General features: G+C 69.5%; 24 protein-coding genes. 10 read left to right on the top strand and 14 right to left on the bottom strand.

The genetic code is table 11. The features are described from left to right. Positions 1–37 precede the first annotated feature (37 nt). The 3 genes from leuS to holA are packed head-to-tail and all read left to right on the top strand — an operon-like array spanning position 38 to position 4,278. A complete protein-coding gene (leuS, locus tag E2C06_RS16080; protein ID WP_133289627.1) occupies positions 38–2,674 on the top strand; it encodes a leucine--tRNA ligase in 2,637 nt (878 codons plus the stop codon). Then, positions 2,640–3,254 (top strand): LPS assembly lipoprotein LptE, encoded by a 615-nt coding sequence (lptE, locus tag E2C06_RS16075; RefSeq protein ID WP_241671311.1) that lies wholly within the window; start codon positions 2,640–2,642, stop codon positions 3,252–3,254. Before leuS ends, lptE begins: the two co-directional genes overlap by 35 nt. A 4-nt stretch (positions 3,255–3,258) precedes the next feature. Then, positions 3,259–4,278 (top strand): DNA polymerase III subunit delta, encoded by a 1,020-nt coding sequence (holA, locus tag E2C06_RS16070; protein ID WP_133289625.1) that lies wholly within the window; start codon positions 3,259–3,261, stop codon positions 4,276–4,278. Positions 4,279–4,328: 50 nt separating this feature from the next. On the opposite strand, the gene E2C06_RS16065 is transcribed toward holA, so the two are convergent. The 7 genes from E2C06_RS16065 to E2C06_RS16035 are packed head-to-tail and all read right to left on the bottom strand — an operon-like array spanning position 4,329 to position 10,785. Beyond that, positions 4,329–5,180 (bottom strand): ParB/RepB/Spo0J family partition protein, encoded by an 852-nt coding sequence (locus tag E2C06_RS16065; RefSeq protein ID WP_133289624.1) that lies wholly within the window; start codon positions 5,178–5,180, stop codon positions 4,329–4,331. Beyond that, positions 5,177–5,968, bottom strand: coding sequence for a ParA family protein (locus E2C06_RS16060; RefSeq protein WP_133289623.1), 792 nt, complete (start codon positions 5,966–5,968; stop codon positions 5,177–5,179). The genes E2C06_RS16065 and E2C06_RS16060 overlap by 4 nt, the downstream gene beginning before the upstream one ends. After that, entirely contained in the window at positions 5,961–6,569 is a 609-nt protein-coding gene (gene rsmG, locus E2C06_RS16055; RefSeq protein ID WP_133289622.1) for a 16S rRNA (guanine(527)-N(7))-methyltransferase RsmG, read from the bottom strand. Before rsmG ends, E2C06_RS16060 begins: the two co-directional genes overlap by 8 nt. Then, the gene (gene mnmG, locus E2C06_RS16050) at positions 6,566–8,437 is read right to left on the bottom strand and encodes a tRNA uridine-5-carboxymethylaminomethyl(34) synthesis enzyme MnmG (protein ID WP_133289621.1); all 1,872 of its coding nucleotides are present in this window, start codon (positions 8,435–8,437) and stop codon (positions 6,566–6,568) included. The genes rsmG and mnmG overlap by 4 nt, the downstream gene beginning before the upstream one ends. A 36-nt stretch (positions 8,438–8,473) precedes the next feature. Beyond that, positions 8,474–9,097 carry a hypothetical protein gene (locus E2C06_RS16045; protein ID WP_133289620.1) on the bottom strand — a complete coding sequence of 208 codons (624 nt, stop codon included), beginning with the start codon at positions 9,095–9,097 and terminating at the stop codon, positions 8,474–8,476. A gap of 4 nt (positions 9,098–9,101) precedes the next feature. Further along, positions 9,102–10,418 carry a tRNA uridine-5-carboxymethylaminomethyl(34) synthesis GTPase MnmE gene (gene mnmE / locus E2C06_RS16040; protein WP_133289619.1) on the bottom strand — a complete coding sequence of 439 codons (1,317 nt, stop codon included), beginning with the start codon at positions 10,416–10,418 and terminating at the stop codon, positions 9,102–9,104. 4 nt (positions 10,419–10,422) lie between these two features. Continuing rightward, entirely contained in the window at positions 10,423–10,785 is a 363-nt protein-coding gene (locus tag E2C06_RS16035; RefSeq protein WP_133289618.1) for a (2Fe-2S) ferredoxin domain-containing protein, read from the bottom strand. A gap of 203 nt (positions 10,786–10,988) precedes the next feature. Between E2C06_RS16035 and E2C06_RS16030 the strand changes: the two genes are divergently transcribed. The 3 genes from E2C06_RS16030 to E2C06_RS16020 all read left to right on the top strand — a co-directional run bounded on the left by E2C06_RS16030 (position 10,989) and on the right by E2C06_RS16020 (position 13,465). Continuing rightward, positions 10,989–11,522 carry a methylated-DNA--[protein]-cysteine S-methyltransferase gene (locus E2C06_RS16030; protein WP_133289642.1) on the top strand — a complete coding sequence of 178 codons (534 nt, stop codon included), beginning with the start codon at positions 10,989–10,991 and terminating at the stop codon, positions 11,520–11,522. Next, entirely contained in the window at positions 11,519–12,487 is a 969-nt protein-coding gene (locus E2C06_RS16025; RefSeq protein WP_133289617.1) for a quinone oxidoreductase family protein, read from the top strand. Before E2C06_RS16030 ends, E2C06_RS16025 begins: the two co-directional genes overlap by 4 nt. Before the next feature lie 69 nt (positions 12,488–12,556). Next, positions 12,557–13,465, top strand: coding sequence for a LysR family transcriptional regulator (locus E2C06_RS16020; RefSeq protein ID WP_133289616.1), 909 nt, complete (start codon positions 12,557–12,559; stop codon positions 13,463–13,465). Here the strand turns inward: E2C06_RS16020 and E2C06_RS40315 are convergent. Continuing rightward, the gene (locus E2C06_RS40315; protein WP_133289615.1) at positions 13,452–14,201 is read right to left on the bottom strand and encodes a GNAT family N-acetyltransferase; all 750 of its coding nucleotides are present in this window, start codon (positions 14,199–14,201) and stop codon (positions 13,452–13,454) included. The genes E2C06_RS16020 and E2C06_RS40315 overlap by 14 nt on opposite strands. Before the next feature lie 34 nt (positions 14,202–14,235). Further along, complete coding sequence (locus E2C06_RS16010; protein ID WP_133289614.1) at positions 14,236–14,820, bottom strand: HD domain-containing protein; 585 nt, start codon at positions 14,818–14,820, stop codon at positions 14,236–14,238. Between the two features lie 134 nt (positions 14,821–14,954). On the opposite strand from E2C06_RS16010, the gene E2C06_RS16005 reads away from it, so the two are divergent. Continuing rightward, positions 14,955–17,588: a CHASE2 domain-containing protein gene (locus tag E2C06_RS16005; RefSeq protein WP_133289613.1), complete on the top strand. Its 2,634-nt coding sequence runs from the start codon at positions 14,955–14,957 to the stop codon at positions 17,586–17,588. 33 nt (positions 17,589–17,621) lie between these two features. Here the strand turns inward: E2C06_RS16005 and rho are convergent, their stop codons facing one another. The 5 genes from rho to hemE form a co-directional block, all read right to left on the bottom strand. Beyond that, entirely contained in the window at positions 17,622–18,896 is a 1,275-nt protein-coding gene (gene rho, locus E2C06_RS16000; RefSeq protein ID WP_133289612.1) for a transcription termination factor Rho, read from the bottom strand. Positions 18,897–19,191: 295 nt separating this feature from the next. Further along, positions 19,192–19,644, bottom strand: a complete 453-nt coding sequence (gene hemJ, locus E2C06_RS15995; RefSeq protein ID WP_133289611.1) for a protoporphyrinogen oxidase HemJ — start codon at positions 19,642–19,644, stop codon at positions 19,192–19,194. After that, positions 19,641–20,303 carry an HAD family hydrolase gene (locus E2C06_RS15990; RefSeq protein WP_241671310.1) on the bottom strand — a complete coding sequence of 221 codons (663 nt, stop codon included), beginning with the start codon at positions 20,301–20,303 and terminating at the stop codon, positions 19,641–19,643. Before E2C06_RS15990 ends, hemJ begins: the two co-directional genes overlap by 4 nt. Beyond that, positions 20,300–21,442: a ferrochelatase gene (hemH, locus tag E2C06_RS15985; protein ID WP_133289609.1), complete on the bottom strand. Its 1,143-nt coding sequence runs from the start codon at positions 21,440–21,442 to the stop codon at positions 20,300–20,302. The genes E2C06_RS15990 and hemH overlap by 4 nt, the downstream gene beginning before the upstream one ends. 90 nt (positions 21,443–21,532) lie before the next feature. After that, positions 21,533–22,615, bottom strand: coding sequence for a uroporphyrinogen decarboxylase (hemE, locus tag E2C06_RS15980; RefSeq protein ID WP_133289608.1), 1,083 nt, complete (start codon positions 22,613–22,615; stop codon positions 21,533–21,535). A gap of 301 nt (positions 22,616–22,916) precedes the next feature. On the opposite strand from hemE, the gene E2C06_RS15975 reads away from it, so the two are divergent. The 3 genes from E2C06_RS15975 to E2C06_RS15965 all read left to right on the top strand — a co-directional run bounded on the left by E2C06_RS15975 (position 22,917) and on the right by E2C06_RS15965 (position 25,036). Then, positions 22,917–23,783: a pyruvate, water dikinase regulatory protein gene (locus E2C06_RS15975; RefSeq protein WP_133289607.1), complete on the top strand. Its 867-nt coding sequence runs from the start codon at positions 22,917–22,919 to the stop codon at positions 23,781–23,783. Further along, the gene (locus tag E2C06_RS15970) at positions 23,780–24,400 is read left to right on the top strand and encodes a Maf family protein (protein WP_133289606.1); all 621 of its coding nucleotides are present in this window, start codon (positions 23,780–23,782) and stop codon (positions 24,398–24,400) included. The genes E2C06_RS15975 and E2C06_RS15970 overlap by 4 nt, the downstream gene beginning before the upstream one ends. A 129-nt stretch (positions 24,401–24,529) precedes the next feature. Further along, positions 24,530–25,036 (top strand): hypothetical protein, encoded by a 507-nt coding sequence (locus tag E2C06_RS15965; protein WP_133289605.1) that lies wholly within the window; start codon positions 24,530–24,532, stop codon positions 25,034–25,036. Positions 25,037–25,144: the final 108 nt, after the last annotated feature.

Genomic DNA, 25,144 nt, shown 5'->3' with positions numbered 1-25,144 from the left:
CAGCTTATTCCCTTGGGCCGAGCAGAATACGATGGCCATGACCGACGCCAGCACCGTTTCCCACCCGGACCCCCGCCCGCAGGAGATCCGGCACGACTTCAAGAATGCCGAGCCGCGCTGGCAGGCGGCCTGGGAGGGCCGCGCCTGCTTCGCCGTGCCCGACGTGCCGCCCGCCGGGGCGAAGAAATACTACGTTCTTGAAATGTTCCCGTATCCGAGCGGAAAGATCCATATGGGTCATGTCCGCAACTATACGCTGGGCGACGTCGTCGCGCGCTACAAGCGGGCGCGCGGCCACATGGTCATGCACCCGATGGGCTGGGACGCCTTCGGCCTGCCGGCCGAGAATGCGGCGCGGGAGCGCGGCATCCATCCCGGCACCTGGACCTACCAGAATATCGCCAACATGCGCGCCGAGCTGAAGCGCATGGGGCTGTCGATCGAGTGGGCGCGGGAATTCGCCACCTGCGACGTCGAATACTACGGCCGGCAGCAGAAGCTGTTCCTGGATTTCTTCAAGGCCGGGCTGGTCGAGCGGAAGGAGAGCTGGGTCAACTGGGACCCGGTGGACGGCACCGTGCTGGCGAACGAGCAGGTGATCGACGGCCGCGGCTGGCGCAGCGGCGCGCTGGTCGAGAAGAAGCAGCTCAGCCAGTGGTTCTTCAGCATCACGAAGTACGCGCCCGACCTGCTGGAGGCGCTGGGTAGCCTCGACCGCTGGCCGGACCGCGTGAAGCTGATGCAGGCCAACTGGATCGGCCGGTCCGAGGGCGCGCGGGTGCGGTTCAGGCTGGCCGCAACAGTCGCCGGGACCGAGGAAGTGGAGGTCTTCACCACGCGGCCGGACACGCTGTTCGGCATGAGCTTCCTGGCGGTCGCCGCCGAACATCCGCTGGCCGCGGCGGCGGCGGCACGCGACCCGAGGGCGGCCGAGTTCGTGGCGGAGTGCCGACGGATGGGGACATCCGAGGCCGCCATCGAGCAGGCGGAGAAGCGCGGCTACGACACCGGCTTCCGCGTCGCGCACCCCTTCATCGAGGGCGCGACCTTCCCGGTCTGGATCGCCAATTTCGTGCTGATGGAATACGGCACCGGGGCGATCTTCGGCTGCCCGGCCCATGACGAGCGCGACTTCGAATTCGCCACCAAGTACGGGCTCGGCATCACGCCGGTGGTGTTGCCGCCGGGCGCCAACCCGGCCGGCTTCGCGCTGGGCGACAAGGCCTATACCGACGACGGCGCGATCTTCAATTCAGGCTTCCTCGACGGGCTCGACGTGCCCGCTGCCAAGCGCCGCGCGATCGAGGCGCTGGAGGCCAAGGGGCAGGGGACCGGGGTGGTCAACTGGCGGCTGCGCGACTGGGGCGTCTCCCGCCAGCGCTACTGGGGCTGCCCGATCCCGTTCATCCATTGCGAGGCTTGTGGCGTCGTACCGGTACCGGACGAGCAGCTTCCGGTGAAGCTGCCGGAGGACGTGGACTTCTCGAAGCCGGGCAACCCGCTCGACAACCACCCGACCTGGAAGCACGTGGCCTGCCCGTCCTGCGGCAAGCCGGCACGGCGTGAGACCGATACCTGCGACACCTTCGTCGACAGTTCGTGGTACTTCGCGCGGTTCTGCTCGCCGCGGGCGGAGGCGCCGGTGACCCGGGCCGCCGTGGATGCGTGGCTGCCGGTCGACCAGTATATCGGCGGGATCGAGCACGCGATCCTGCACCTGCTCTACAGCCGCTTCTTCACCCGCGGCATGCGCGACACCGGGCATCTGACGGTGGCTGAGCCCTTCGAGGGGCTCTTTACCCAGGGCATGGTGACGCACGAAAGCTACAAGGACCCGGAGGGCCGCTGGCTCTACCCGGAGGAGGTGGAATTCAACTTGGCCCCTGATGGTACGCGCAGCGGAGTGGTGAAGGGGGCGAATACGCCGGTCACCATCGGACGCGTCGAGGCCATGTCGAAGTCGAAGCGCAACACGGTCGACCCTGGCGCCATCATCGACAAATACGGCGCCGATACCGCACGCTGGTTCATCCTGTCCGACAACCCGCCCGAGCGGGACATGGAATGGACGGAAGCCGGCGTCGCCGGCGCCTATCGCTTCACGCAGCGGATCTATCGCTTGGCCGCCACCGCGCTGCCCGGCCTGCCGCCGGCCGGCACCCCGGCCGAGGGTGCCGCGGGTGCGGCGCGGAAGCTGCGTCAGGTGACGCACCGGACCATCGCCGCGGTGACCGAGGCGCTGGATGGCTTCGCCTTCAACGTCGCGGTCGCCCGCATCCATGAATTCGCCAATGCGATCGGCGATGCCGCGGAGGGGGATGGCATGGGTGCGGCGAAGCGCGAGGCGCTGGAAGCGATTGCGCGGCTGTCCTCGCCCATGATGCCGCATTTGGCCGAGGAGTTGTGGTCGCTGCTACGACCCGGCGAGGAGAACCTCGTGGCGCAGTTGCCCTGGCTGGAGGCCGACCCCGCGCTGCTGAAAGCCGAAAGCCTGACGCTGGCGGTGCAGGTTCTCGGCAAGTTGCGCGGTACGATCGAGGTGCCGGTCGATGCGGATGAGGCTACGATCTTCGCAGCGGCGGAGGCGGAGGAGAATGTGCAGCGGACCATTGCCGGCAAGCCCATCAGAAAGCGCATCCATGTCCCGGGCCGTGTTGTCAATTTTGTCGTCTAGCGCGATGCCCGCGGAGCGGATCGACGCCGCCGGGGCTCGCTGGTCCAGGCGGGGTCTGCTCGGGCTCGGACTGCTGGGGCTTTCGGGCTGCGGCTTCCGGCCGCTCTACGGGCCGGTGACTGCGGCCGACGGCACGCAATCCGACTTGGCGGAGGAGCTTGCTGCGGTGCGGGTCGGGCCGATCTACGAGCGGACGGGGCAGCTGCTGCGGCGGAACCTGCAGCGGCGGCTGGAGGACAGCGCGCCGGGCACGCCGGCGCGGTACCAGCTCAACGTCTCCTACGTGCCGGGGGTGGAGGTACTGGGCTATCGGCGCGATGGGACCATCACCCGCATCCGCTATACCTTCACTGGCAACTGGAACCTGGAGACGCTCTCGGTCCCGCCGAAGACGGTGGCGCGCTCGGTAATCCCCTACCGTGCCATCGATTCCTTCAACATCCCGGATCTGCAGTTCTTCTCCGCCGACAGCGCCCGCGACGCGATGGAAGGCCGCGCCATGGACCAGCTCGCCGAGGAGGTGACGCGGCAGGTGGTGATGGCGCTGCGCCGCCAGAAGGAAGCCTCGGCGACGGGCTGACCGCATGGCGAAGCTCGACGCGCGGCGCATCGGCGCCTTCCTGGCCGATCCCGGCGGCTGCCGCGTGGCGCTGCTGCATGGCGACGATCCCGGCCTGATCCGGGAGCGCTGCGAGGCGCTGATCCGCGCGGTGACCGAGAGCGATGCCCTGCGGCTGGTCGAGATCGGCAAGGAGACGCTGCGGGCGCCGGCGGTGCTGGCGAACGAGGCGGCGAGTTCGCCGCTGACCGGCGGGCGGGTGCTGGTGCGGCTGCGCGATGCCGGTGACGGCAAGCAGGTGGCGGATGCCGCCAAAGCCGCGCTGACGGGGCCTGGGCCAGGACTGGTGGTGATCGAGGCGCCGGAGCTCAGGACCAGCGCGGCGCTGTTCAAGGCGGTCGAGGCCTCCCCAGCCGGCGCAGTGATCGCCTGCTACCGTGAGCGAGGGGCGGAGCTATCGGCTTCGATCGGGCGAATCCTGCAGGAGCTGGGCGTGACGGCTGAGCCGATTGCCCTGGACTGGCTGGCGCAACGGCTGGGCGAGGATCGGATGTTGCTTCGGCGGGAGCTAGAGAAGCTCGCACTGTTCGTCGGAACGGGCGGCAAGGTGACACCGGAGGCGGCAGTTGCCTGCGTGGCGGAGGGCTCGGCGCTTGACCTCGAAGAGGCGCTGATGGCGGCCATGGCGGGGGATGTGGCAGTGGCCGACAAGGCGCTGGACACCGCCTTCGCCGAGGGCGCCAACGCCGTGCAGGTGGTGCGGGCGGCCTTGCGGCATGTGCAGCGGCTGCACCTGGCGGCACTGGCAGTGGCGGCGGGCGCCGCCCCTGGCGGCGCATTGGATCAGCTTCGCCCGCCCGTCTTCTTCCGGCACAAGCCGGCCATGGAGCGCGCTCTGCGGGTCTGGCGCCCCGAAAGCCTGGAAGCGGCGGGCGCGGCCCTGCTGGAGGCCGAGCGCCGCACCAAGACCACGGGCCTGCCTTCGGCGACCATCGCCCGCGGCGCGGTTACGACCCTGGCCCGCCAAGCCGCAGCCCGGCGCTAAAACTTACGAATGTAGATGGAGGTCCGGGGAAATATCTTTCCCCGCCTTTCCTACTGCTGCAGCAGCCGAATGAGCCCGTCGAGCTGATCCAAATCCCGGTAGTTGATCGAGACCTGCCCGCCTTTCCCTGCATGCCGGATGCTGACCTTCAGACCGAGCCGGGAGGACAGGTCCCGCTCCAGCGCTGCCGTCTCGGGCGCTGTCTGGGGCTTCGCGGGGGAATTGCGCGGCTTCTGGGCGGCAAGCGCCTCGGTCTGCCGAACGTTCAGCCCACGGTCGACAACCTGCAGCGCGAGGGTCTCCGCATCGGGCGATGTCAGAAGGGCGCGTGCATGGCCGGCGGTGAGGGCGCCATCACGCAGCAGTTCCCGCACCCGCTCCGGCAGGGCCAGCAGGCGGAGGGTATTGGCCACATGGCTGCGGCTCTTGCCGACCGCCTGACCGAGTTGGTCCTGGGTCAGGCCGAATTCGTCGATCAGGCGGCGGAGGCCCTCGGCTTCCTCAAGCGCGTTGAGGTCCTGACGCTGCAGGTTCTCGACCAGGGCAGCGGCCATAGCCGCGGTGTCGTCGAGGTTGCGGAGAAGGACCGGAACCTCGTGCAGTTGCGCCAGCTGGGCCGCGCGCCAGCGACGTTCGCCGCCGATGATCTCGTATTCGCCGCGAGCGCCCGGCTTTTCCCGCACCAGGATTGGTTGGAGGACACCGTGTTCCCTGATGCTGTCTGCGAGCTCCTGCAGCGGGCCGGGATCGATCGGGCCGCGCGGCTGGAATGGGCCGGGCTGCAGCAGCTCGACCGGTAGCGTACGTATGCCCTCGCTACTGGCAGGGATGGGGGCAGAGGCTTCGCCCATCAGGGCTGAGAGGCCCCGGCCCAGCCGCATCGGCTTCTTGACGCCGCTCATGTGCGCTTCTGCCGGCGCAGCACCTCCGCGCCCAGTGCGGCATAGGCTTGCGCACCTGGGGAGCGGGCGTCGTAAAGGCTGACGGGGAGGCCATGTGAGGGTGCCTCAGTCAAGCGGATGTTCCGCGGGATCACGGTGTCCAAGACCTTGTCCTTGAAGAAGCCACGCACATCCTGGGCGACGAGCTCGGACAGGTTGTTCCGGCGATCGTACATGGTCAGCAGGATGCCTTCCAGCGCCAAGCCGGGGTTCAGTGCCCGCTTCACCCGCTCGATCGTCTGGGTGATCTGGCTGACGCCTTCGAGGGCGAAGAATTCGGTCTGCAGCGGCACCAGCACGCCATGGGCGGCGACCAGGGCGTTCAGGGTGAGCAGGCCGAGGGAGGGCGGGCAGTCCAGCAGGATAAAGTCAAAGCTGCCGGCCAGCGGCGGGTCGGCTGCGAGAGCGAGGCGGAGGCGGTGCTCGCGGTCCCTCATCGCTACCAATTCCACCTCAGCGCCGGCCAGATCCGAATCGGCTGGGACGAGACGGAGGTTGGGGACGGGAGTAGGGACGAGAAGCTCGACCAGCGGGGTGCCATCGACCAGCAGGGCATAGGTGCCGGCGCCGCGTCCGGCGCGCTCAACTCCGAGACCGGTGGAGGCATTGCCCTGGGGATCAAGATCGAGCAGCAGGACCTTGTGGTCCGTCGCAAGGACGGTGGCCAGGTTGATGGCGGTAGTGGTTTTGCCGACACCACCCTTCTGGTTGGCGAGGGCAATGACACGGGGACGGGCCCGGTCAGGCATGGGAGCCGGCAGGATGGATCTCGCTGAGACGGAGGATGGTGGCAATGGGGTCGGTTCGGCTCGGGAACCGCTCGACTTGCATGATCCAGGCGCCGGCGACATCCGTCAATTCCTGCTCGGCGGTACGGCCCTTCGGAAACAGGGCGAAGCCACCGGGGGCGAGGGTGCGGTGGGCGTGAGGCAGGAGAGCGGTGAGCGGCGCGAGGGCGCGGGCGGTGAGGATGGCGGCGCGGGGCAGGGTGGCGGCCTCGATACGGGTGGGATGGATCTTGACGCGAGGCAGGGCGAGCACCCGCGCTGCCTCGATGAGGAAGGCCGATTTGCGACGGTCCGATTCGACCAGATGCGTCTCACGGCCGGTCACCAAGGCAAGCATCAGGCCGGGGAAGCCGGCGCCGGAGCCGAGATCGACGAGGGGACCATCAGTGTCCGGGACCAAGGGGGCGAGCTGCAGGGAGTCCAGCACGTGGCGTCGCCAGATGGTCGCTTGGTCCCGCTCGGCGGTCAGATTGATACTTGCGTTCCAGCGAAGTAGCAGCGCGACGAACTCCCTCAGTCGGTCCTCTGTTTCACGTGGAACATCGACCTCGCGCTGTTTCACGTGAAACGTGCTTCGGTGCGGCGGAGGTGGACGGCAAGGGCGACGAGGGCCGCAGGGGTGACGCCCGGGACACGGCCCGCACTTCCGAGTGTAGTTGGAGAGGCTTTCGTCAGACGATGACGCATCTCGGTCGAAAGGCCGGGGATGGCTGTGAAATCCGTCGCCGCTGGGATCGCCAACCGCTCCTCCCGCTCCAATACGCAAAGCTCGGCCGCTTGGCGCTCCAGATAAGGGGCGTAAAGAGCCTGCGCTTCCAGTTCCGCCCGTACCCGCGCAGGCAGGTCGCGGAGCCATGGGAAGAGCCGGTCGGCAGTGTCCGCCGTCAAGGCGGGCAACGCCAATGCGTCCAGCGCACTCCGCCAGCGACCATCCTGGTTGATGGGCACGCCGGCGCCCAAGTACCAAACGGGGGAGCCACCTTCGGCGCGGGCACGCGCTAGCGCATCCGCCAGCGTCGCGGCATAAGTGCGATGCGCCCGCGCCCGCTCGGCACCGACTACACCCCAGGCAACACCCTTCTCCGTCAAGCGCAGGCCGGCATTGTCGGCCCGCAACGCCAGCCGAAATTCGGACCGTGCGGTCAGCATGCGGTAGGGCTCCGTCACGCCCTGCAGCACGAGATCATCCACCAGCACACCGGCATAGGCCTCGCTCCGGGTCAGCACCCGGTCAGGCACGGCACCCTCGGCGCAGCAGACGGCGTTCAGCCCGGCCATTAGCCCCTGGGCTGCGGCTTCCTCATAGCCCGTGGTACCGTTGATCTGGCCGGCAAGGAACAGGCCGGGCGCCGCCCGTACTTCCAGCGTCGGAGTCAACGCGCGCGGGTCTACATGGTCGTATTCGATCGCATACCCGGGCCGGACGATGCGCGCCCGCCCAAGCCCTGGAATGGAGGCGATCAGAGCCGCCTGCGCCGCCTCCGGCAGGCTGGTGGAGATGCCGTTCGGATAGACCGTGTCGTCGTCCAACCCCTCGGGCTCAAGGAAGATCTGGTGCCGCTGGCGGTCAGCAAAACGGACCACCTTGTCCTCGATCGAGGGACAGTATCGCGGTCCCACCCCCTCGATCCGGCCACTATACACGGCCGTAAGGTGTAGGTTGGCGCGGATCAGGTCGTGCGTCGCCGGCGTCGTCGCGGTCAAGGCGCAGGCGACCTGACGGTTCGTGATCCGCTCGGTCATCCAGGACAGCGGTTCGGGCGGGTCGTCGCCTGGCTGGGCCTCGAGCGCCGCCCAGTCGATGGTTCTGCCATCCAGCCGCGGCGGCGTACCGGTCTTCAGGCGGGCCAGCGGCAGACCGAGGCGGCGCAGCGTATCCGCGAGGCCAACCGAAGGCGCTTCGCCCACGCGTCCCGCCGGGATGCGCGTCTCGCCGATATGAATCATGCCGCGGAGGAAAGTGCCGGTGGTGATCACCACTGCCCCGGCGCCGATTCGCCGGCCGCTGGCGGTGACCACGCCGGCCACCCGGCCATTGTCGCCGAGCACCAAATCCTCCGCCGCGTCCGCCTCGAGGCTCAACCCCTCGGTCGCCCGCAGCAGCGCCTGCACGGCCTGGCGATACAGCTTGCGGTCGGCCTGGGCGCGCGGTCCGCGCACCGCTGGGCCCTTGCTGCGGTTCAGCAGCTTGAAATGGATGCCAGCGGCATCCGCCGCGCGGCCCATAAGCCCGTCGAGTGCATCCACCTCCCGAACCAAGTGCCCCTTGCCGACCCCGCCGATCGCGGGGTTGCAGGACATCTCGCCGAGGGTGTCCAGCCTATGGGTCAGCAACAGGGTGCATGCACCGCAGCGGGCCGCAGCGGCCGCCGCCTCGCAGCCGGCATGGCCGCCGCCCACCACCACCACATCGAAGATCGCGTCGAACATGTGTGGGATATAGCCGACCCCGCCGCCGCGACGAAGCTACCCGACGCGGGAGCCGAGCGCGTGCAGCCACATGTTCTGCGCGAAACGAGGCGCCTCGACCAGGTCCAGCGCATCCACCTCGCCGCCAGACACCACTTGGCGTAGCCGGGCCAGCATCGCCTCGTCCAGCACGGAGACCACGCCGCAAGTGATGGCGAAGCCGCTGATCCGCGCCAAACGCGTTGCCAGCACCGTGCCCGGCTCGGCCTGCTCAGCCAAAAGCTCGTCCACCACCCAGACCTCGCCGCCCAGCAGGGCGTCCTCCAGGATAAAGCCGGCCTCAGGGTGCAGCCTCTGCACCGCAAAGACCGAGAACCAGGACCGGCTGAGCCCGTTCAGCACCAGCGCCGCCTCGCCCGGCAGCCTTGCATGCTGCTTCGCCAACCGGTCAATGGCACGCGACCGGCCCGGCGGTGCGGTATAGATCGCCAAGTCGAAGGCAAAGGCCAGCTCCTCCTCCGAGGGCTGGGCCATCTCGTCAGCCACCGCGATGCCGAGGCGCTCAGCATGCTCCATCAGCTTCGTCCGCGGCACCGCCTGTACGGCGAGTTCCTGGAAGCGCTGCCGCGCCTTGGCGCAACGGGCGAAGAATTCGCGGAGTTCACCGGTGCTGAGATTCATGCCGTCACTTCCCGATGCAGAATTCGCCGAAGACCGCGTCCAGCACCGCCTCCACCCCGACCCGACCGGTGATTCGGCCGATCGCCCGCAGCGCCGCCCGCAGCGCCTCGGCGCGCAGTTCCGGCAGCGAGGCGGTGTCGAGCTCGGCCAGCCATCCGGCGGCCTCCGTCAGAGCGGCGCGGTGGCGCGGGCGGGTGAGGGTCGCCTCGGCTGCGAGGCCGGCACGCGCCCCGGCTTCCTCGGCCAGCCGGATGCGGAGCGCGTCCAGCCCGGCGCCGGTGCGGACGGAGATGCCGAGCGGCACCACGCCGCCGATCGCGGTCGGCGCCGGGGCAAGGTCCAGCTTGTTCGCCAGCACCAGCGCGGCGTGCGTGACCCAGGCCAGGGTCGCCCCGTCCGGCGCCTGGTCGGCGGCGAAGACGGCGATCACGAGGTCGGCCTCTTCCGCCCGGCGGCAGGCGCGGCGCACGCCCTCCGCTTCGATCTCGTCGGCTGCCTCGCGCAGCCCGGCGGTATCGGCCAGGGTCACGGGTACGCCCGCCAAGTCCAGCCGCACCTCCACCACATCCCGCGTGGTGCCGGCCCGAGCGGAGACGATCGCCGCCTCCCGCCCTGCCAACGCATTCAGCAGGGAAGACTTGCCGGCATTCGGCGCGCCGAGGATGGCGACCAGCAAACCCTCCCGCAGCCGTTCGCCGCGGCCTGCATCGGCGAGATGCGCGGCGATCTCGGCCCGCAGCGCCGCGCTGCCGAGGGCCACCGCATCGTCGAGGCCGGTGGGCAGGTCCTCGTCCTCGAACTCGATGAAAGCCTCCTGCCGTGCCAGCAACGCGGTCAGACGCGCCGTCCAGCCGCCATAAAGCGTGGCGAGCGCGCCCTCCGCCTGGCGCAGGGCCTGACGGCGCTGTGCGACGGTTTCGGCGGCGACGAGGTCGGCGATGCCCTCGGCAGCGGTCAGGTCCATGCGTCCGTTCAGGAAAGCGCGGCGGGTGAACTCGCCGGGCTCGGCCGGGCGAGCACCGGCGGAGACCAGCGCCTCCGCCACCCCGGCGATGACGGCCGGACCGCCATGCAGGTGCAGCTCGGCGCTGTCCTCGCCGGTGTAGCTGGCCGGGCCGGGGAACCAGAGCACCAGCGCCTGATCCAGCAGCTCCGCCGTGCGCGGGTCACGCAGCCGGCGCAGCGAGGCGCGGCGAGGCGGCGGCAGCCCGCCGGCCAGCGCCGCGACCACCCCGGCGGTGCCCGAGCCGGACAGCCGCAGCAGCGCCACCGCGGCCCGCCCGGCGCCGGAGGCCAGGGCGAAGATCGTGGCTTCAACCATCAGGTCAGCCCTTCGGCACGACGTCCTTCTCGGTCAGCATCAGCCGCGGCACCCGGCCGCCGGCCTGCAGGTGGGCCGCCAGGATCTCGTCCACATCGGCCGGCGTCTCAGGCCGGTACCAGACACCCTCGGGGTAGATCACCAGGGTCGGGCCGAACTCGCAGCGATCGAGGCATCCCGCCTGGTTCACCCGCACGCCTTCAAGCCCCAATTCCTTGGCCCGCGCCTTCATGTAGTCCCGCAGCTTCTCCGACCCGCGTGCGGCGCAAGAGCCACGCCTGTGGCCATCAGGACGCCGGTTGCAGCAGACAAAGACATGAGCGCGGAAATAGGGCGGGGGGTCGCTGGGAACGGGGACGTCGGGCAAGGCGGCTCTCCGGGAGGGACCGGTGGAAGCGCCGGCCTGATGCCGATTCATGTAGCCATCCACTTCCCCCACGGCCAGGGGAGGCAGGGCTCGCCACCACCTTCCCTAACCCTGACGGGTGATTTCATTGAAATTGCATGAAACATGCCCGGATCGCATCCGCTTGACGCCGGGCGGGCCTAGGTGTGCCATCCCTCCCTTCCATGTCCTACCTGACCCTTCATACTCCGCTCGGCGAGCTCACCGTTTTCGAGGAGGACGGAGCGATCGTCGCCCTTGACTTCGGCCGCGCCCATGCGCCGCCCGGCTTGCCGCCGCCGGACCCGCTGCTGCGGGAGGCCGCGTCCCAGCTGCAGGACTATTTCGACGGCCAGCGTACCACCTTCGACCTGCCGCTGGCGCCGCGCGGCACCCCCTTCCGCCGGCAGGTCTGGGATGCGCTCTGCCGCATTCCACCTGGCCAGACGCGCAGCTACATCGACATCGCGCGGGAAATCGGCTGTCGTTCTGCCCGCGCCATCGGCCAGGCCAATGGCAGCAACCCCATCCCGATCCTCATCCCTTGCCACCGTGTCGTCGCGGCGGATGGCACGCTCGGCGGCTATTCGGGCGGCGAAGGTGCGGCTACGAAGCGTTACCTCCTCGCCCTCGAGGCCCGGGCCCGCCCGGCCGCCGCGACAGGCGAGCTCTCCCTATTCCCGCCGGATGGCGGCCAGCGCCAAGGAACACCTCGATGAACCATGCCATCCGCGTCCATGAAACCGGCGGCCCCGAAAAACTGGTCTGGGAGGAAGTGCCGAAACCGGGGCCGAAGGCGGGCGAGGTGCTGATCGCGCAGAAGGCGGTCGGGCTGAACTACATCGACGTCTACTTCCGCACCGGGCTCTACAAGGCACCGTCCATGCCGGTGACGATCGGCATGGAAGGCGCCGGCGTGGTGGAAGCGGTCGGCGACGGCGTGACCGAATTCGCCGCAGGCGACCGCGTCGCCTATGCCGGCGCGCTCGGCGCTTATGCCGAGGCCCGCTGCGCCCCGGCCGAGAAGCTGGTGAAGATCCCCGACGGCATCAGCTTCGAGCAGGCCGCGGCGATGATGCTGCAGGGCATGACCGCGCAGTTCCTGGTCAAGCGCACCTATGCCATCAAGCCGGGCGACACCATCCTGGTGCATGCCGCGGCAGGCGGCGTCGGCAGCATCCTGGTGCAATGGGCGAAGCACCTGGGCGCCACCGTGATCGGCGTCGTCTCGACCCCTGAAAAGGCCGCGCTGATCAAGAGCCTCGGCGCCGACCACGCACTGCTCACCACCGACAACATCCCCGCCAGGGTCAAGGAGATTACCGGCGGCGCCATGCTGCCGGTGGTGTACGACAGCGTCGGCAAGGACACCTTCCTCATCTCGCTCGACTGCCTGGCGCCGCGCGGGCTGATGATCACCTACGGCAATGCCTCGGGCCCCGTCACCACCGATCTGGGCGTGCTGGCAGCCAAGGGCTCGCTCTACGTGACGCGGCCGACGCTCAACACCTATACGGCGAAGCGGGAAGATCTAGTGGCCACCGCCAACGACCTGTTCGCGGTGGTGAAGTCCGGCGCGGTGAAGATCGCGGTAAACCAGACCTACCCGCTGAAGGATGCCGCGGAGGCGCATCGTGCCCTCGAATCCCGGAAAACAACCGGCAGCACCGTGCTGATCCCGTAAGGAACATCTTTGTGGGTCATCCGGCCGGAGGAATTCCGGCCGGAAAAATTCCGGTAGTATCCCGGTCCGATGGACAGGCTTCAGCAGCTCCAGGTCTTCCGCCGCGTGGTGGAGACCGGCAACATCACCCGCGCCGCGCGTGACTTGGCGATGAGCCAGCCGAGCGTTTCCCGCATCGTGGCCGAGCTGGAACACCGGCTCGGCGTGCCGCTGCTGCTGCGCTCGCCGCGTGGCCTCTCGGCGACCGAGGCGGGGGCGGCCTTCCATCTCGATGCCGTCCGCATCCTCGACGAGCTGGAGGAGGCCGAGGCGGCCGTGCGCGGCCTGCAGGGCGCGCCGACCGGGCTGGTGCGGATCTCCTGCGTCGCTTCCTTCTACAATGCCGTGGTAATGCCTTGGCTGGCGCCTTTCCTGGCGACCCATCCGGGCCTGTCGGTCGAGGCGCGGCTGCAATCCAAGGCGGTCGACCTGGTCGAGGAGGGGATCGATCTCGGCATCCGCATCGGCCCGATCCGCCAGCAATCACTGATCGCGCGGCGGCTTGGGCGGGTCGACTTCGCCCTATTCGCGGCACCGGCCTACCTGGCTCGGGCCGGGATGCCGGAGACGCCGGACGACCTGGGGCGCCACGAATTTTGCGTCCTGCGCGGCGCCCGGCCGGGCGACCAGCTGCTGCTGGAGGGCCCGGACGGCGCCACCGCCTCGGTCGCCATGCATGGCCGCATGGCGGCGGACGCCATCGAGACGACGCAGATCGCCGCCGAGGCCGGGCTCGGCCTCGCCCTGCTGGCGCCCTGGGGGGTGATGGGCCAAGTGGCGATCGGCCGGCTGGTGCCGGTGCTGCCGGGCTGGCGGGCCGAGCCGCGCGAGGTCCATGCGGTCTGGCCGGGCGGCCGGGCGCTGTCCCGACGGGTACGCGCGGTGCTCGACCTGTTGGTGGAGAAGGCAGCGGCGGAACCGCGGCTCAGGGCGCGATAGGCTTGGTGTAGTACCGGTACCGGTAGGCCTCCCGCAGCCCGAGGCTTTCTTGCAGGGCGCGCGAGGCGCGGTTGCTGGATGCCACCTGGGCATAGAGCGTGGTGGCGCCATGTCCTGCCGCCCAATGCGCCGCCGCACGGATCAAGCGGGCGCCGAGGCCGCGCCGACGGAACTCCGGCCGGGTCGCCAGGTCGAAGATCCCGCAGCAGGCGCCGTCCGCCACGGCGAAGAGGCATGCGGCATCTGTCGCATCCTCCCGCAGCACCAGCCAGGCGCCGCGCGCGGCCAGCAGGTCCGGGTTGCGCAGCTTCTCCGCACGCCGCGTCGGTGTCTGGTACTCGGCGGTGGTGATCAGCGTCATCCAGGCCTCGGTCGGCCCCGCCTCGTCCCGCACAGCGGCAACGGCTGCAGCGACGGGGGCGACCGGGCCGGCATGGACGATGGTGTCGTCCTTGTCCAAAGCATAGCCGCGCGCCAGCAATGCCTCGGCGAGCCCGGGCGGGTCGAGCGGGGTGGACCGGAAGCGGCTGGTGAGGCCAAGCCGGTAGTAGGTCGCCTCGATCCGGCCGATGCGGCCATCGAGTTCCGGATCCGGCGCCGGGTCGAGCGAGCAGCAGGCATTGGCCCGCCCGGTGCCGCCCAGATTGGCCTTGAGGACGAAGGGGCCGTCCCAGGCATGGCGCGGCGCGGGCAGGGCGGAGAGGCAGGCGCGTTCGAGCGCGGCGACATCGGTCATGATGGCTGCAGAATGCCCTGCCCGGCGCGCCCGGTCAGCCCTCCTCGGCGAGGCGCCGCACGGCCTCCCGGTAGGTCGCGTCGAACAGTGCATCGAGCGCCGGGTTGGCGCCCTTGGCGCCGGCGGCGACGCGGCCGGCCCAGCCGACATATTCCAACCGCCGCGCATGGTCCCAGCCCTTCGGCGGGCTGGCGGCGATCGAGCGCAGGTTGGAGATCTTGTCCGCCAGCTTGAGCTGTTTCGCGGCGTCCGAGGCCTTGGCGGCGTGGCGGATCTGCAGGCCCTTGCGGACCTCCTTCGGCAGCGACTTGTCGTCCGAGACCTCGGCCACGATGCCGGCGACCTCGGGGCCGAAGGCGGCTTCCAGGTGTTGGAGTGTGCAGGGCTCGGGGTCCTGGTCGCTGTCCTCTACCGTGTCGTGCAGCAGTGCGGCAATGACGGCGGCGGGCGGGGCGCCATGGGTGGCGAGGATCTCCGCCACCTCCAGCACGTGGTTGACGTAGGGCTCGGCGGCGCTGCCCTTGCGGCGGTGGCCGGCATGGACCCGGGCAGCGAAGACGGCGGCACGGAGGGTGTCGGCAAGCGCATTCGCCGGGACGAGGCTGTCGGACGTGGTCATGCGCGCCTGCATCCGGCCGGGAGTCCCGAAGGGCACAGCTTCGTGTTCCTTATTTGGTGGCCAAGCATGCGATCACCTCGGAATGATGTTTTCCTGACATTCGAAGGCTGACGCGCCGATCGGAGGGACCGTCGATGCCGGACGGACACGACCATGGCAAGGACAGTGACGGCGAACCGCTCACCCTGCGGGGGGCGGCCGTCCGCTTCGTCTCGGGCATCATGCTGGGGGTGCTCTTCGCGGGCATCATGCAATTGCTCTCGCCCCTGGCATTCATCCAGCACCTCAACCGCCTGGGATCCGATCTGGTGATCTCCCTGGCGTCGATGAAGTCCGATGCCTTCATCCGGCCCGGCGTACCGCGGATCATCTTCGTCTCCATCGACGACGCTACGCTCGAGGACTGGGTCGCGAACAGCGCGCGGGAGGCCCGCGGCCGGATCGCCGCGATGATCGATACCCTGCGCGGCTCCGGCGCGGCGGCCATCATGCTCGATATCGTCTTCGAGGACAGTTCGCCGGGCGATGCGGCGATGCGGGCTGCCCTGTCGCGGGACGGGGCGCCGATGCTGCTCGCCTCGCCGATCATCGCGTCGACCCAGGCCGGTCGGATCGCGCCGGCGCCGGTCGCGCCGGGCCCGGCCTATCCCAGCCCCTTGCCGCCCGGCATCCGTTTCGCCTCCGACCAAGTGCTGCGGGACACGGACGGCGTGGTGCGGAGCCTGCCGCCGATGCGCTGCATCAAAGTGGATGGCATCTGGCAGGACCTGCCTTCCCTCGCCCGCGGCACCGCGGCGCTGTTCCGGCCGGAGCCGGATGCCGGCCACGCGCCCTGCGTCGATGACCACGCGCATGAGGAGCCGATCTCTTTCCTGATCCGCCCGGAGCACGGCCTGGCCACCGCGCCGGTCGCGGCGAATCCGTGGTTCCGCACCGTCTCCGCGGTCGACCTGCCGAAGCTGTCGAAGGACCTCCTGCGGAATGCGATCGTCGTGGTCGGGCAGGACAACCAGGGCTCCGAGGCCGACCGCTTCCTCACGCCGCTCGGCGAGATGCCGGGGGCGCTGCTGCAGGCCAATGCACTGGCCGGGCTGCTGCATACGGGGGCCCTGGCGCATGCCGGGACGCGGGAGCACCTCGTCCTCGAGATCATGCTGATCCTGGTCGCGGCCAGCATCGGCGTCCTCTACTGGCTGCTCAGCCGCATCGCCTGTCTCTGCCTCGCGCGGTTGCTGCCGCGGCGATGGGTCGGCAGCAACCCGAAGCGAAGCTTCGTCGCGCTGCTGGCGGACCTGCTGATCTTCGCGGCGATGACCGCGCTAGCCGTCGCTTGCGTCGTCTTCGTGTCGCTCGAGACAGCATTGGCAGCGCTGACGCGGGGCCAGGTCGGCCTGCTGAGCCTGGTGCCGGTCATTGCGGTGGCCCTGGAAGCCCTGGTCGAAGTCGGAGAGTTGCTGATGATCTGGATCCATCGGGGCGCGTCCTGGATCGTCGGCCGGGTCTGGGCCGGCGCGGCGCTGCTGCGCTCGCTCGGCGGACGCCGTGCCAGGGCCGCGGCAACGGTCCTCGGCGTGCTGCTGCCGGGCTGGGCCGCGGCCGAGGACAAGGCGCCGGCGGCGCTGCTTCGAATCGTCAGCGGCGACCCGGACCGGGTCGAGGTGGAGCGGCCCGGCCACAACGGCACCCTGACCGGGCGCAACGTGCTCGATCTCTATCCCCGCGACACCGTCCGGGTGCTCGACCGCGGCACCCGCGTCAAGGTGCTGTATCTCGGCGAGCGGAAGCAGCCATTCGTCGAACTCGATGGCCGTCCCGGCCTGCAATACACGGTCGAGGCCAGCCAGGCCTCGCCGGAAAGCTGGCAGCTCTGGCGCCCGTTGCGCGCCCTGTTCGAGGCCTTCCAGCGCGACCCGCCGCAGCCGCACGAGGCGCGCGCCGCCAGCATGGCCGGCATCTCGAACCTGACCGGCGGGACCGTCGCTGCCCGCCAAGCCACCTCGCGGCCACCGCTGGGGGAGGACCTGGCCATGAGCGCGAACCGCGGCGGGACGGGGGCGGAGCCGGGCGACTGGCAGATCGACCTCGGCGGCTTTGCGGAAAATACCGAGGCCCGGAGCGCGGCCACCGCGGCGCAGATGGCACTCGGGCTGCCCTCCGCCGGCATCGCGGTCGTCGCGGTGCAACGGGCAGGGGCGCGGCTGTGGCGCGCCCGCATTGCCGGGCTCGACCAGTTCGATGCGCTTGAAGCCTGTGCGAAACTGCGGCCGCGGTCCAGCTGCGCCGTGGTCTCGCCGGAGGAGGCGACCGCGGCCGTGGTGCCGCTGCTCCGCCATGCCGGCGGACTGGCCGATACGAGCTATTTCATCGCCGCCGGCGAGGTCGATTTCCCGGTGGTCTGGGCCGGCGGGACAGGGCCCTTCGTGGTGCAGGTGCTCGGCCCGGAGGGCAACAGCGTGCTGGCATCACAGACGATCCGCGGCAGCCGCATGGCGCGGGTGGCGATCGCAGCACTTGGCCCGGCCGGCAAGGGGCGGGTCCGGGTGGCCGACCAGGCCGATGACAAGGCCATCCTCCTGACGGTCACCGTTGCCCGGCAGCCCAAGCTTTCGGCCGGGTCACTCGGCCAGGCGCTGCCGCTGCCGGCAGCGGCCTATCTCTACAGCGAGGCGCCGGGCTGGCGGATCGAAGGGCTGCGGCGCTTCATGGCCCTGGCCGAGGCCGGCGATACCGACGCGCAGCAGGTGCTCGAGGGGGTGATGGCCCGGTAGGGTGGCCGGCGCCGGCAGGCGCCGCCCGCTGGCTCAGGTATTCATCGCCTCGAAGAAGTCGTTGTTGGTCTTGCTGTACTTCAGCTTGTCCAACAGGAACTCCATCGCGTCCTGGGTGCCCATCGGGTTCAGGATGCGGCGCAGCACCCACATCTTGGTCAGCGTGCCGCGGTCGACCAGCAGCTCTTCCTTGCGGGTACCGGACTTGGTGATGTCGATCGCTGGGAAGGTGCGCTTGTCCGACAGCTTGCGGTCGAGGATGAGTTCCGAGTTGCCGGTGCCCTTGAACTCCTCGAAGATCACCTCGTCCATGCGGCTGCCGGTGTCGATCAGCGCGGTGGCGATGATGGTCAGCGATCCGCCTTCCTCGATGTTGCGGGCCGCGCCGAAGAAGCGCTTCGGCCGCTGCAGCGCATTGGCGTCGACGCCGCCGGTCAGCACCTTGCCCGAGGACGGCACGACCGAGTTGTAGGCGCGGCCGAGCCGGGTGATCGAATCCAGCAGGATGACGACGTCGCGCTTGTGCTCGACCAGGCGCTTGGCCTTCTCGAGCACCATCTCCGTCACCTGGACGTGGCGCGTAGCGGGCTCGTCGAAGGTGGAGGCCACGACCTCGCCGCGCACGGTGCGGGCCATGTCGGTGACTTCCTCCGGCCGCTCGTCGATCAGCAGCACCATCAGGAAGACGTCGGGGTGGTTGGCGGTAATCGACTTGGCGATGTTCTGCAGCATCACCGTTTTGCCGGTGCGCGGCGGCGCCACGATCAGGGCGCGCTGGCCCATGCCGATCGGCGCGATCAGGTCGATGACCCGGTGCGTGTAGTCCTTGGTCGGGCCCTTGCCGACGCTTTCGACCTCGGCATTCTCCATCTTCAGCCGGCGCGTCGGATAGAGCGGGGTGAGGTTGTCGAAGTTGATGCGGTGCCGCAGGTTCTCCGGCGGCTCGAAGTTGATGGCATTGACCTTCAGCAGCGCGAAGTAGCGCTCGCCATCCTTTGGCGCGCGGATCTGGCCTTCCACCGTATCGCCGGTGCGGAGGCCGAAGCGCCGCACCTGGGCCGGGGAAATGTAGATATCGTCTGGCCCGGGCAGGAAGTTGGCCTGCGGGCTGCGGAGGAAGCCGAAGCCATCCGGCAGGATCTCCAGCGTGCCTTCGCCGTAGATCGCCTGGTCGTTGTCCGCCAGTTGTTTCAGGATCGCGAACATCATGTCCTGCTTGCGCAGGGAAGATGCGTTCTCGACCTGGAGCTCCTCGGCGAAGGAGAGGAGATCGGCCGGGCTCTTGGCCTTGAGTTCGGAAAGATGCATGGCGCGGCGCGTCCAAATGCTGGGGAAGCGGAACCCTTCCCAGTCAGGCCGGCAGTGGCGCGGAGGACCCGCGCCGATGCCCCGGCCGTTCCGCCAGTGCCACGAACACGACATCGATCCAGAGGCTGGATAAGGTCGGAGCCGTCGGCCGGCGAAGTCCCGAGGAGAGGAGGGAGGTTGGGCGGCGCAACGCGGAAACGCGCGTGCCGCCCGAGGAGCAGCGGGACCCTATGCAGGCCACCGCCACCCGTCAACCGCCCAGATGGTCAATCCAGACGGCGAAGTCAAGAACTTCTCAGAACGGCTTGACGATGACCATCAGAACGATGGCGACCATCAACAGGGTCGGCACCTCGTTCATCGCCCGCCAGTAGCGCTCGGTGCGCGGCCGCTCGCCGCGCTCCATGGCCTTTCGGCCGAGGCTGAGGTGGTGGTGGAACCAGGTCATGCCGAGGACAGAGGCAAATTTCACGTGCCACCAGCCAGCGGTCCAGCTGACCACGCCGGGGGTCAGGACCAGGGTGATCCCCAGTGCCCACGCCACGATCATGGCCGGGTTCATGATGGCGCGGATCAGCCGCCGTTCCATCACCTTGAACAGCGCGTCCTGCTCCGAGCCCACCGCCACCTGGGTATGGTAGACAAACAGCCGCGGCAGGTAGAACAGCCCGGCCATCCAGGCGATCACCGCCATCAGGTGGACGGACTTCACCCAGGGATAGGCCGGCGCCAGCGCGTCGAAGGTCACGCCGCCAGCCCTTGCAGCCCGAGCAGCCGCGGCAGGTCATCCATCCGGGCGAAGGGCACGGCGCCGACCGCGGCGAGGACCGAGGCATCCGTCTCCCGGGTGAAGCCCAGCACCCGGCAGCCGGCGGCGATGCCGGCCCGGGCGCCGAGCAGGCTGTCCTCCACCACCACGCAATCGGCCGGGGCGGCACCACATGCCGCCGCCGCGGCGCGGTACATGTCGGGCGCGGGCTTCGGCCGGGCGACGTCCTCGAAGCTGAAGATCCGCGGGCCGAAGGCCTTGGCAAGGCCCAGCCGGTCGAGCTTCGAGACCAGCTCCGCCCGGCCGGAATTCGAGGCGACGGCCACCGCCAACCCCGCTGCGGCCACCGCCTGCACCGCGGCCACGGCGCCCGGCACCGCCAGGAGCTCCCGCTGCATGGCGGCGGCGATGGTGCGGGAGAGGTCGTGCATCCAGCGCGGCGGCAGCGGGCCGACCCGGGCCTCGATCATCGGCAGCATGTCCGGCGCGGCGAGGCCGAGGAAGGTCTCCCTCGCCTCCTCCGCCGAGAGCCGCCAGCCTCGCACGGTCAGGTCCTCGGCGACGATGCGATTGACGAGGCCTTCACTGTCCGCCAGCACGCCGTCGCAGTCGAACAGCACCGCGCGCGGGCGTATCACGCCATCTCCTTCGCGCGGGCCCTGGCATGCGGGCAATCGCCGAAGGCCTTCGGGCATTGGCGCCCGCCGGCAAAGCTGCAGAGCCGACGGCTGCCGGCCCGGGCCGTCAGTGCCAGGTCGCGCAGCGCGGCGATGAAACCGGGGTCGCTGTTCTGGGCAGGCATGCGGAAATACCCGGGGACGCCGAGCCGGTCGGCCTCCTCCCGGTATTCGACATCCAGCTCGACCAGGGTCTCCGAGTGTTCGGAGACGAAGGCGATCGGGCAGACCAGCACGGCGGTCTTGTCATGCGCCGCACGCTCCAGTTCGTCCTCGGTGCTCGGGCCGATCCATTTCTGCGGGGTGACGCGCGACTGGTAACAGACGACGTGATCGAGTTCCGGCATCGCCAGCCGCTCGACCACCGCGGCCACGGCCTGCTCGACCTGCCACTGGTAGGGGTCGCCGGACTTCACGATGCTTTCCGGCAAGCCATGGGCGGAGAAGAGGATCCGCAGCTTCACGCCGCCCGGCAGCTCGGTCCGGGCGCGGTGCCAGGCAGCGCGCACCATGGCGGCGGTTGCCGCGGCGAAGGCCGGGTCGGAGTGCCAGCAACAGAGCGTGGTGGTCGGCAGGTCGATGCCGGCCTTCCGCGCGGCCCGGGCCCATTCCGCCAGGCTGCTGCCGGTCGTCGTCGTCGAATATTGCGGGTAGAGCGGCAGCAGCAGCACCTCTTCCGCTCCCCAGGTGGCGACCTCGGCAGCGCAGGCATCGCTCATCGGGTGCCAGTACCGCATGGCGATGAAGCAGCGGTACTCGGCATCCGTCTCGCCGGCCAGGGCGGCTTCCAACGCGCGCGCCTGGCCCTCGGTCAATTCCAGCAGCGGGGAGCCGCCGCCGAGGATCGCGTAGTTCTCGGAAGCCGCCTTGGTGCGCCGCCGGGCGATGAACTTGCCCAGCCAGGGCCGGATGAAACCTGGCACCCGCAGGATTGCCGGGTCGCGGAACAGGTTCTCGAGGAAGGGCCGGACGCTCTCGATCCGGTCCGGGCCGCCCAAATTGAATAGCACCACGGCCACGCGCCGGCGGGCCGCCCTGGGGCGATCCTCGGGCAGGGTCGTAGAGCCGGCGGGCGCGGTCTGGTCCATGGCGCTGGACATGACATGCCCGCAAGGGAGGTCAAGCCCGGAAGCGGGGCGCCCCATTCCAATAAGCGGAGCGTCCCTGGCCGAGGCGGGCGATGGTGCGGCTCAGCCGGTCCGGACCAGCCGCACCAGGGCCGCGACATGCTCGGGCGGGGTCACCTTTTCGATCCCATGGCCCAGGTTGAAGATGTAGGGCCGCCCCCGCATGGTCCCGAGGATGCTGCGCGCCTCGGCTTCCAGCGCCATGCCGCCGGCAACCAGCGCCAGCGGATCCAGGTTGCCCTGCAGCGCCTGGTGCGCCTCCACCGCACCGGAGGCCCAGCGCAGGTCCATGGTGGTGTCGACGCCGAGGCACTGCACGCCCGTGCGTTGCGCGTATTCGGCCAGCATCGGGCCGGCCAGGCGAGGGAAGCCGATGATCGGGATCGCCGGGTTCACCTTGCGGATGGCCCGGACGATCTGCCCGGTCGGCTCGATCACCCAGCGGCGGAACTGCGATGGCGAGAGGGTCCCGGCCCAGCTGTCGAACAGCATCAGCGCCTCGGCTCCCGCCTCGGCCTGGGCCAGCAGGTAGGCGGTGGTCGCCTCCACCAAGGTGCGGATCAGCTTGCCGAAGAGCTGGGGCTCGCCATAGGCCATGCCGCGGGCGGCGGCGAAGTCGCGGCTGCCATGGCCCTCCACCATGTAGCAGGCGACAGTCCAGGGGCTGCCGGCAAAACCGATCAGTGTAGTCTTCTGGGCATGCGCGTCGAGCGCGGCGCGGACCAGCCGCACGGTCTGGATGATCGGCGCGGCATTGCCGGCGCAGATCGCGGGGTCGAGCGCCTCGATCGCCGCGGCAGTGCGAACCGGCGCGAGCTGCGGCCCCTCGCCTTCGGCAAAGCGCAGCGGCTGGCCCATGGCCCAGGGCACCATGAGAATGTCGGAAAAGAGGATGGCGCCATCCATGCCGTAGCGGCGGATCGGCTGCAGCGTCACCTCGGCCGCCAGCTCCGGGTTGGTGCAGAGAGCGATGAAGTCGCCGGCCTGGGCCCGCACCTCCCGATACTCGGGCAGGTAGCGGCCGGCTTGGCGCATCAGCCACATCGGCGGCGGCCAGACGGCCTCCCCGGCCAGGGCGCGGAGCATCGGCTTGGATTGGGTCGTCGAAGGGGTCGCCTGGCCCGGCGCGGGACGTTCGGTCTCCATCGCTCTACTCTCTCGCAAGAAAACAGGATTCTTGAAAGGTGGTAGGGTCTGTTGATGCCTGTGGACAATGTGGAGCCAATTGCCTCGCGAACCATCCACAGCTCTGTCCACAACCATGCCGGGCGGCGACTCGGTTGAATCCCGGGGATAATTCCGGACCGCCCGGATTCCTCACGAGACCCCCTTCGCGACCATACCGCCGGTCGGATCGAAGAGGACTCGTTAAGCCAGTCCCCCAATCCCGTCCGAGCCGCTAGAGTTTTCCCCGGTATCCCCCGCTGTCCACGGTATCCTCCCCATCATGCCCCTCCGTTCCATCAACCTGCATCTGGTCTCCGACAGCACCGGGGAAACGCTGAATTCCATCGCCCGCGCGACCCTCGCCCGGTTCGAGGACCATCACGTCATCCACCACCGCTGGAGCCTCATCCGCTCCCGCCTCCAGCTCGATCGCGTGCTGGAAGGGCTGCAGCACGAGCCCGGGCCGGTGCTCTTCACGCTGGTGGACCGCAGCCTGCGGCACGCGCTGGAGGAGATATGCGAGCGGCTCGGCGTGCCCTGCCTGTCGGTGCTCGACCAGACGATGGAACTGCTGCAGAGCCAGATTGGCGCCCAGGCAAAGGAGAAGCGGGCAGCGCAGCACGTGATGGACGCCGACTACTTCCGCCGGATCGACGCCATGCACTACGTGCTGGCGCATGACGACGGCCAGGGCACGGCCGGCATCGCCGAGGCGGATGTCTGCCTGGTCGGCGTGTCCCGCTCGTCCAAGACGCCGACCTGCTTCTACCTGGCGAACCGGGGGATCAAGGCGGCCAACGTCCCGATCGTTCCGCATGCCGCCCTGCCGCCCGAGCTCGACAACCCGCGCTGCCCGGTGGTCGGCCTGACCATCGAGACGGCGGCGCTGATCGAGATCCGCCGGCATCGGCTGCGGCTGATCGGCGCCGACGGCGTCCGCCAGGACACCTCCGACTATATCGATCCGGACAGCGTGAAGGCCGAAATCCTGCAGGCGCGGCGGCTTTGCACCGCGCATGGCTGGCCGGTGATCGACGTGACCCGCCGCAGCATCGAGGAGACGGCGGCGACCGTGCTGCAATTGATGGAAGCTTGGCACGCCCGTCGCGGCCAGGCCGAGGCCGAAGCCCAGCGGCCGGCCTCGTGAGCCCGCGGGTCCAGGCCGCCGCGCCCGAGCTGATCCTGGCCACCGCCTCGGCCGCCCGGCGGGCGGTGCTGGCGGCGGCCGGGCTGCGCTTCACCGCCCAGGCTGCCGCAGTGGACGAGGCCGCGATCAAGGAAAGCGCCCAGGCCGAAGGCATTCCGGTCGAGGACGCAGCGATGCTGCTGGCCGAGGCCAAGGCACAGCGCATCGCTCGCCGGCACCCCGAGGCGCTGGTGATCGGCGCCGACCAGATGCTGGTCTGCGAAGGGCAGTGGTTCGATAAGCCGGCTGGTATGGATGGCGCGCGCGCGCATTTGCAGGCGCTGCGCGGCCGGACGCATGAGTTGGTCTCGGCCATGGTCTGCTGGCGCGGCGGGATGCAGGTCTGGCAGCATGTCGCCCGACCGCGGCTGGCGATGCGGGATTTTTCCGACGCATTCCTCGACGCCTACCTGGAGGCGGAGGGCGAGGCTGTGTTGACCTCGGTCGGCGCCTATCGGCTGGAAGGGCTGGGGGTACAGCTCTTCGACCGGATCGAGGGCGAGCACAGCGCCATCCTCGGCCTGCCGCTGCTGCCGCTGCTCGGCTTCCTGCGGCAGCATGGAGCGCTGCTACGCTAAGAAACCAAATTGGTTCCTTTAAATTTGCTTATTGACTATAAAGTGATAACACACGATCTTGTGAACACGGCGGCCGATCGGGTCATCGTTCTTCGCAAGGCGTGCAGCATGGGATTTCAGCATCGGCCAATGGACGAGGCGCCCCAGGCCGAGGCTGGCCGCCGCGCCGAAGCCCCTGCCGCGCTCCGCGGCCACTTGGCTTTGCTGGAGGAAAACCTCGGCCAGACCCCCTGGTGCGGGCCCGCCACCCTCGCCTTGGCCACCGGCCGCAGCTATGCCGAAGCCGGCGTATTGCTCCGCAGCATCGCCCCCGCCTGGTACCCTGCCGAAGGGCCGATCGTCACCGCTTACTGGCGCGACCTGCTGGAGGCGCTGGACGCCGTCGGCATCGCGCATGCGGCGCTGGACCTGCCGGAGAAGCGCCGCTCCCTGGTCGACTTCGCCCGGGACGGGTTGGCGCCCGGCTGGTACCTGGTCCGTATCACCGACCATTTCCTGCTGCTGCATAGCCATGGTTTCGGCCTGACGACGCTGCACGACAACCGGCATACCGGGGTGCTGGTCTCGGCCAAGACGCACGGCCGGCGGCATGTGACGCATGCGGCGCGGCTGCTCGGCGGACCCTTGGTGGCCTGAAGGCAGGAAGGGAAGAATATTCCCTTTTCATGTTCCCCTTCCGTCCTGGGCGGTGGGCCCCGATGCAGAGAAACACAGGAGGGTCCAGGAAAGATACTTCTTCCCTGG

Source organism: Dankookia rubra (assembly GCF_004355005.1).
In the GTDB taxonomy this organism is placed as follows: Bacteria; Pseudomonadota; Alphaproteobacteria; order Acetobacterales; family Acetobacteraceae; genus Paracraurococcus; species Paracraurococcus ruber_A.
The sequence above is the reverse complement of the archived record's forward strand: the minus strand, read 5'-3'. Positions and strand labels throughout refer to the sequence as shown.

What these genes read in the sequence shown, in the direction of transcription:
- rho (WP_133289612.1), bottom strand. Translation starts at nt 18,896, where the DNA reads ATGCATCTTTCCGAACTCAAGGCCAAGAGCCCGGCCGATCTCCTCTCC.
- E2C06_RS40315 (WP_133289615.1), bottom strand. Translation starts at nt 14,201, where the DNA reads ATGACCGATGTCGCCGCGCTCGAACGCGCCTGCCTCTCCGCCCTGCCC.
- E2C06_RS16005 (WP_133289613.1), top strand. Translation starts at nt 14,955, where the DNA reads ATGCCGGACGGACACGACCATGGCAAGGACAGTGACGGCGAACCGCTC.
- E2C06_RS16010 (WP_133289614.1), bottom strand. Translation starts at nt 14,820, where the DNA reads ATGACCACGTCCGACAGCCTCGTCCCGGCGAATGCGCTTGCCGACACC.
- E2C06_RS15965 (WP_133289605.1), top strand. Translation starts at nt 24,530, where the DNA reads ATGGACGAGGCGCCCCAGGCCGAGGCTGGCCGCCGCGCCGAAGCCCCT.
- E2C06_RS16025 (WP_133289617.1), top strand. Translation starts at nt 11,519, where the DNA reads ATGAACCATGCCATCCGCGTCCATGAAACCGGCGGCCCCGAAAAACTG.
- E2C06_RS16065 (WP_133289624.1), bottom strand. Translation starts at nt 5,180, where the DNA reads ATGAGCGGCGTCAAGAAGCCGATGCGGCTGGGCCGGGGCCTCTCAGCC.
- mnmG (WP_133289621.1), bottom strand. Translation starts at nt 8,437, where the DNA reads ATGTTCGACGCGATCTTCGATGTGGTGGTGGTGGGCGGCGGCCATGCC.
- E2C06_RS15975 (WP_133289607.1), top strand. Translation starts at nt 22,917, where the DNA reads ATGCCCCTCCGTTCCATCAACCTGCATCTGGTCTCCGACAGCACCGGG.
- mnmE (WP_133289619.1), bottom strand. Translation starts at nt 10,418, where the DNA reads ATGGTTGAAGCCACGATCTTCGCCCTGGCCTCCGGCGCCGGGCGGGCC.
- leuS (WP_133289627.1), top strand. Translation starts at nt 38, where the DNA reads ATGACCGACGCCAGCACCGTTTCCCACCCGGACCCCCGCCCGCAGGAG.
- holA (WP_133289625.1), top strand. Translation starts at nt 3,259, where the DNA reads ATGGCGAAGCTCGACGCGCGGCGCATCGGCGCCTTCCTGGCCGATCCC.
- E2C06_RS16045 (WP_133289620.1), bottom strand. Translation starts at nt 9,097, where the DNA reads ATGAATCTCAGCACCGGTGAACTCCGCGAATTCTTCGCCCGTTGCGCC.
- E2C06_RS16020 (WP_133289616.1), top strand. Translation starts at nt 12,557, where the DNA reads ATGGACAGGCTTCAGCAGCTCCAGGTCTTCCGCCGCGTGGTGGAGACC.
- lptE (WP_241671311.1), top strand. Translation starts at nt 2,640, where the DNA reads ATGTCCCGGGCCGTGTTGTCAATTTTGTCGTCTAGCGCGATGCCCGCG.
- hemH (WP_133289609.1), bottom strand. Translation starts at nt 21,442, where the DNA reads ATGTCCAGCGCCATGGACCAGACCGCGCCCGCCGGCTCTACGACCCTG.
- hemE (WP_133289608.1), bottom strand. Translation starts at nt 22,615, where the DNA reads ATGGAGACCGAACGTCCCGCGCCGGGCCAGGCGACCCCTTCGACGACC.
- E2C06_RS16060 (WP_133289623.1), bottom strand. Translation starts at nt 5,968, where the DNA reads ATGCCTGACCGGGCCCGTCCCCGTGTCATTGCCCTCGCCAACCAGAAG.
- E2C06_RS16030 (WP_133289642.1), top strand. Translation starts at nt 10,989, where the DNA reads ATGTCCTACCTGACCCTTCATACTCCGCTCGGCGAGCTCACCGTTTTC.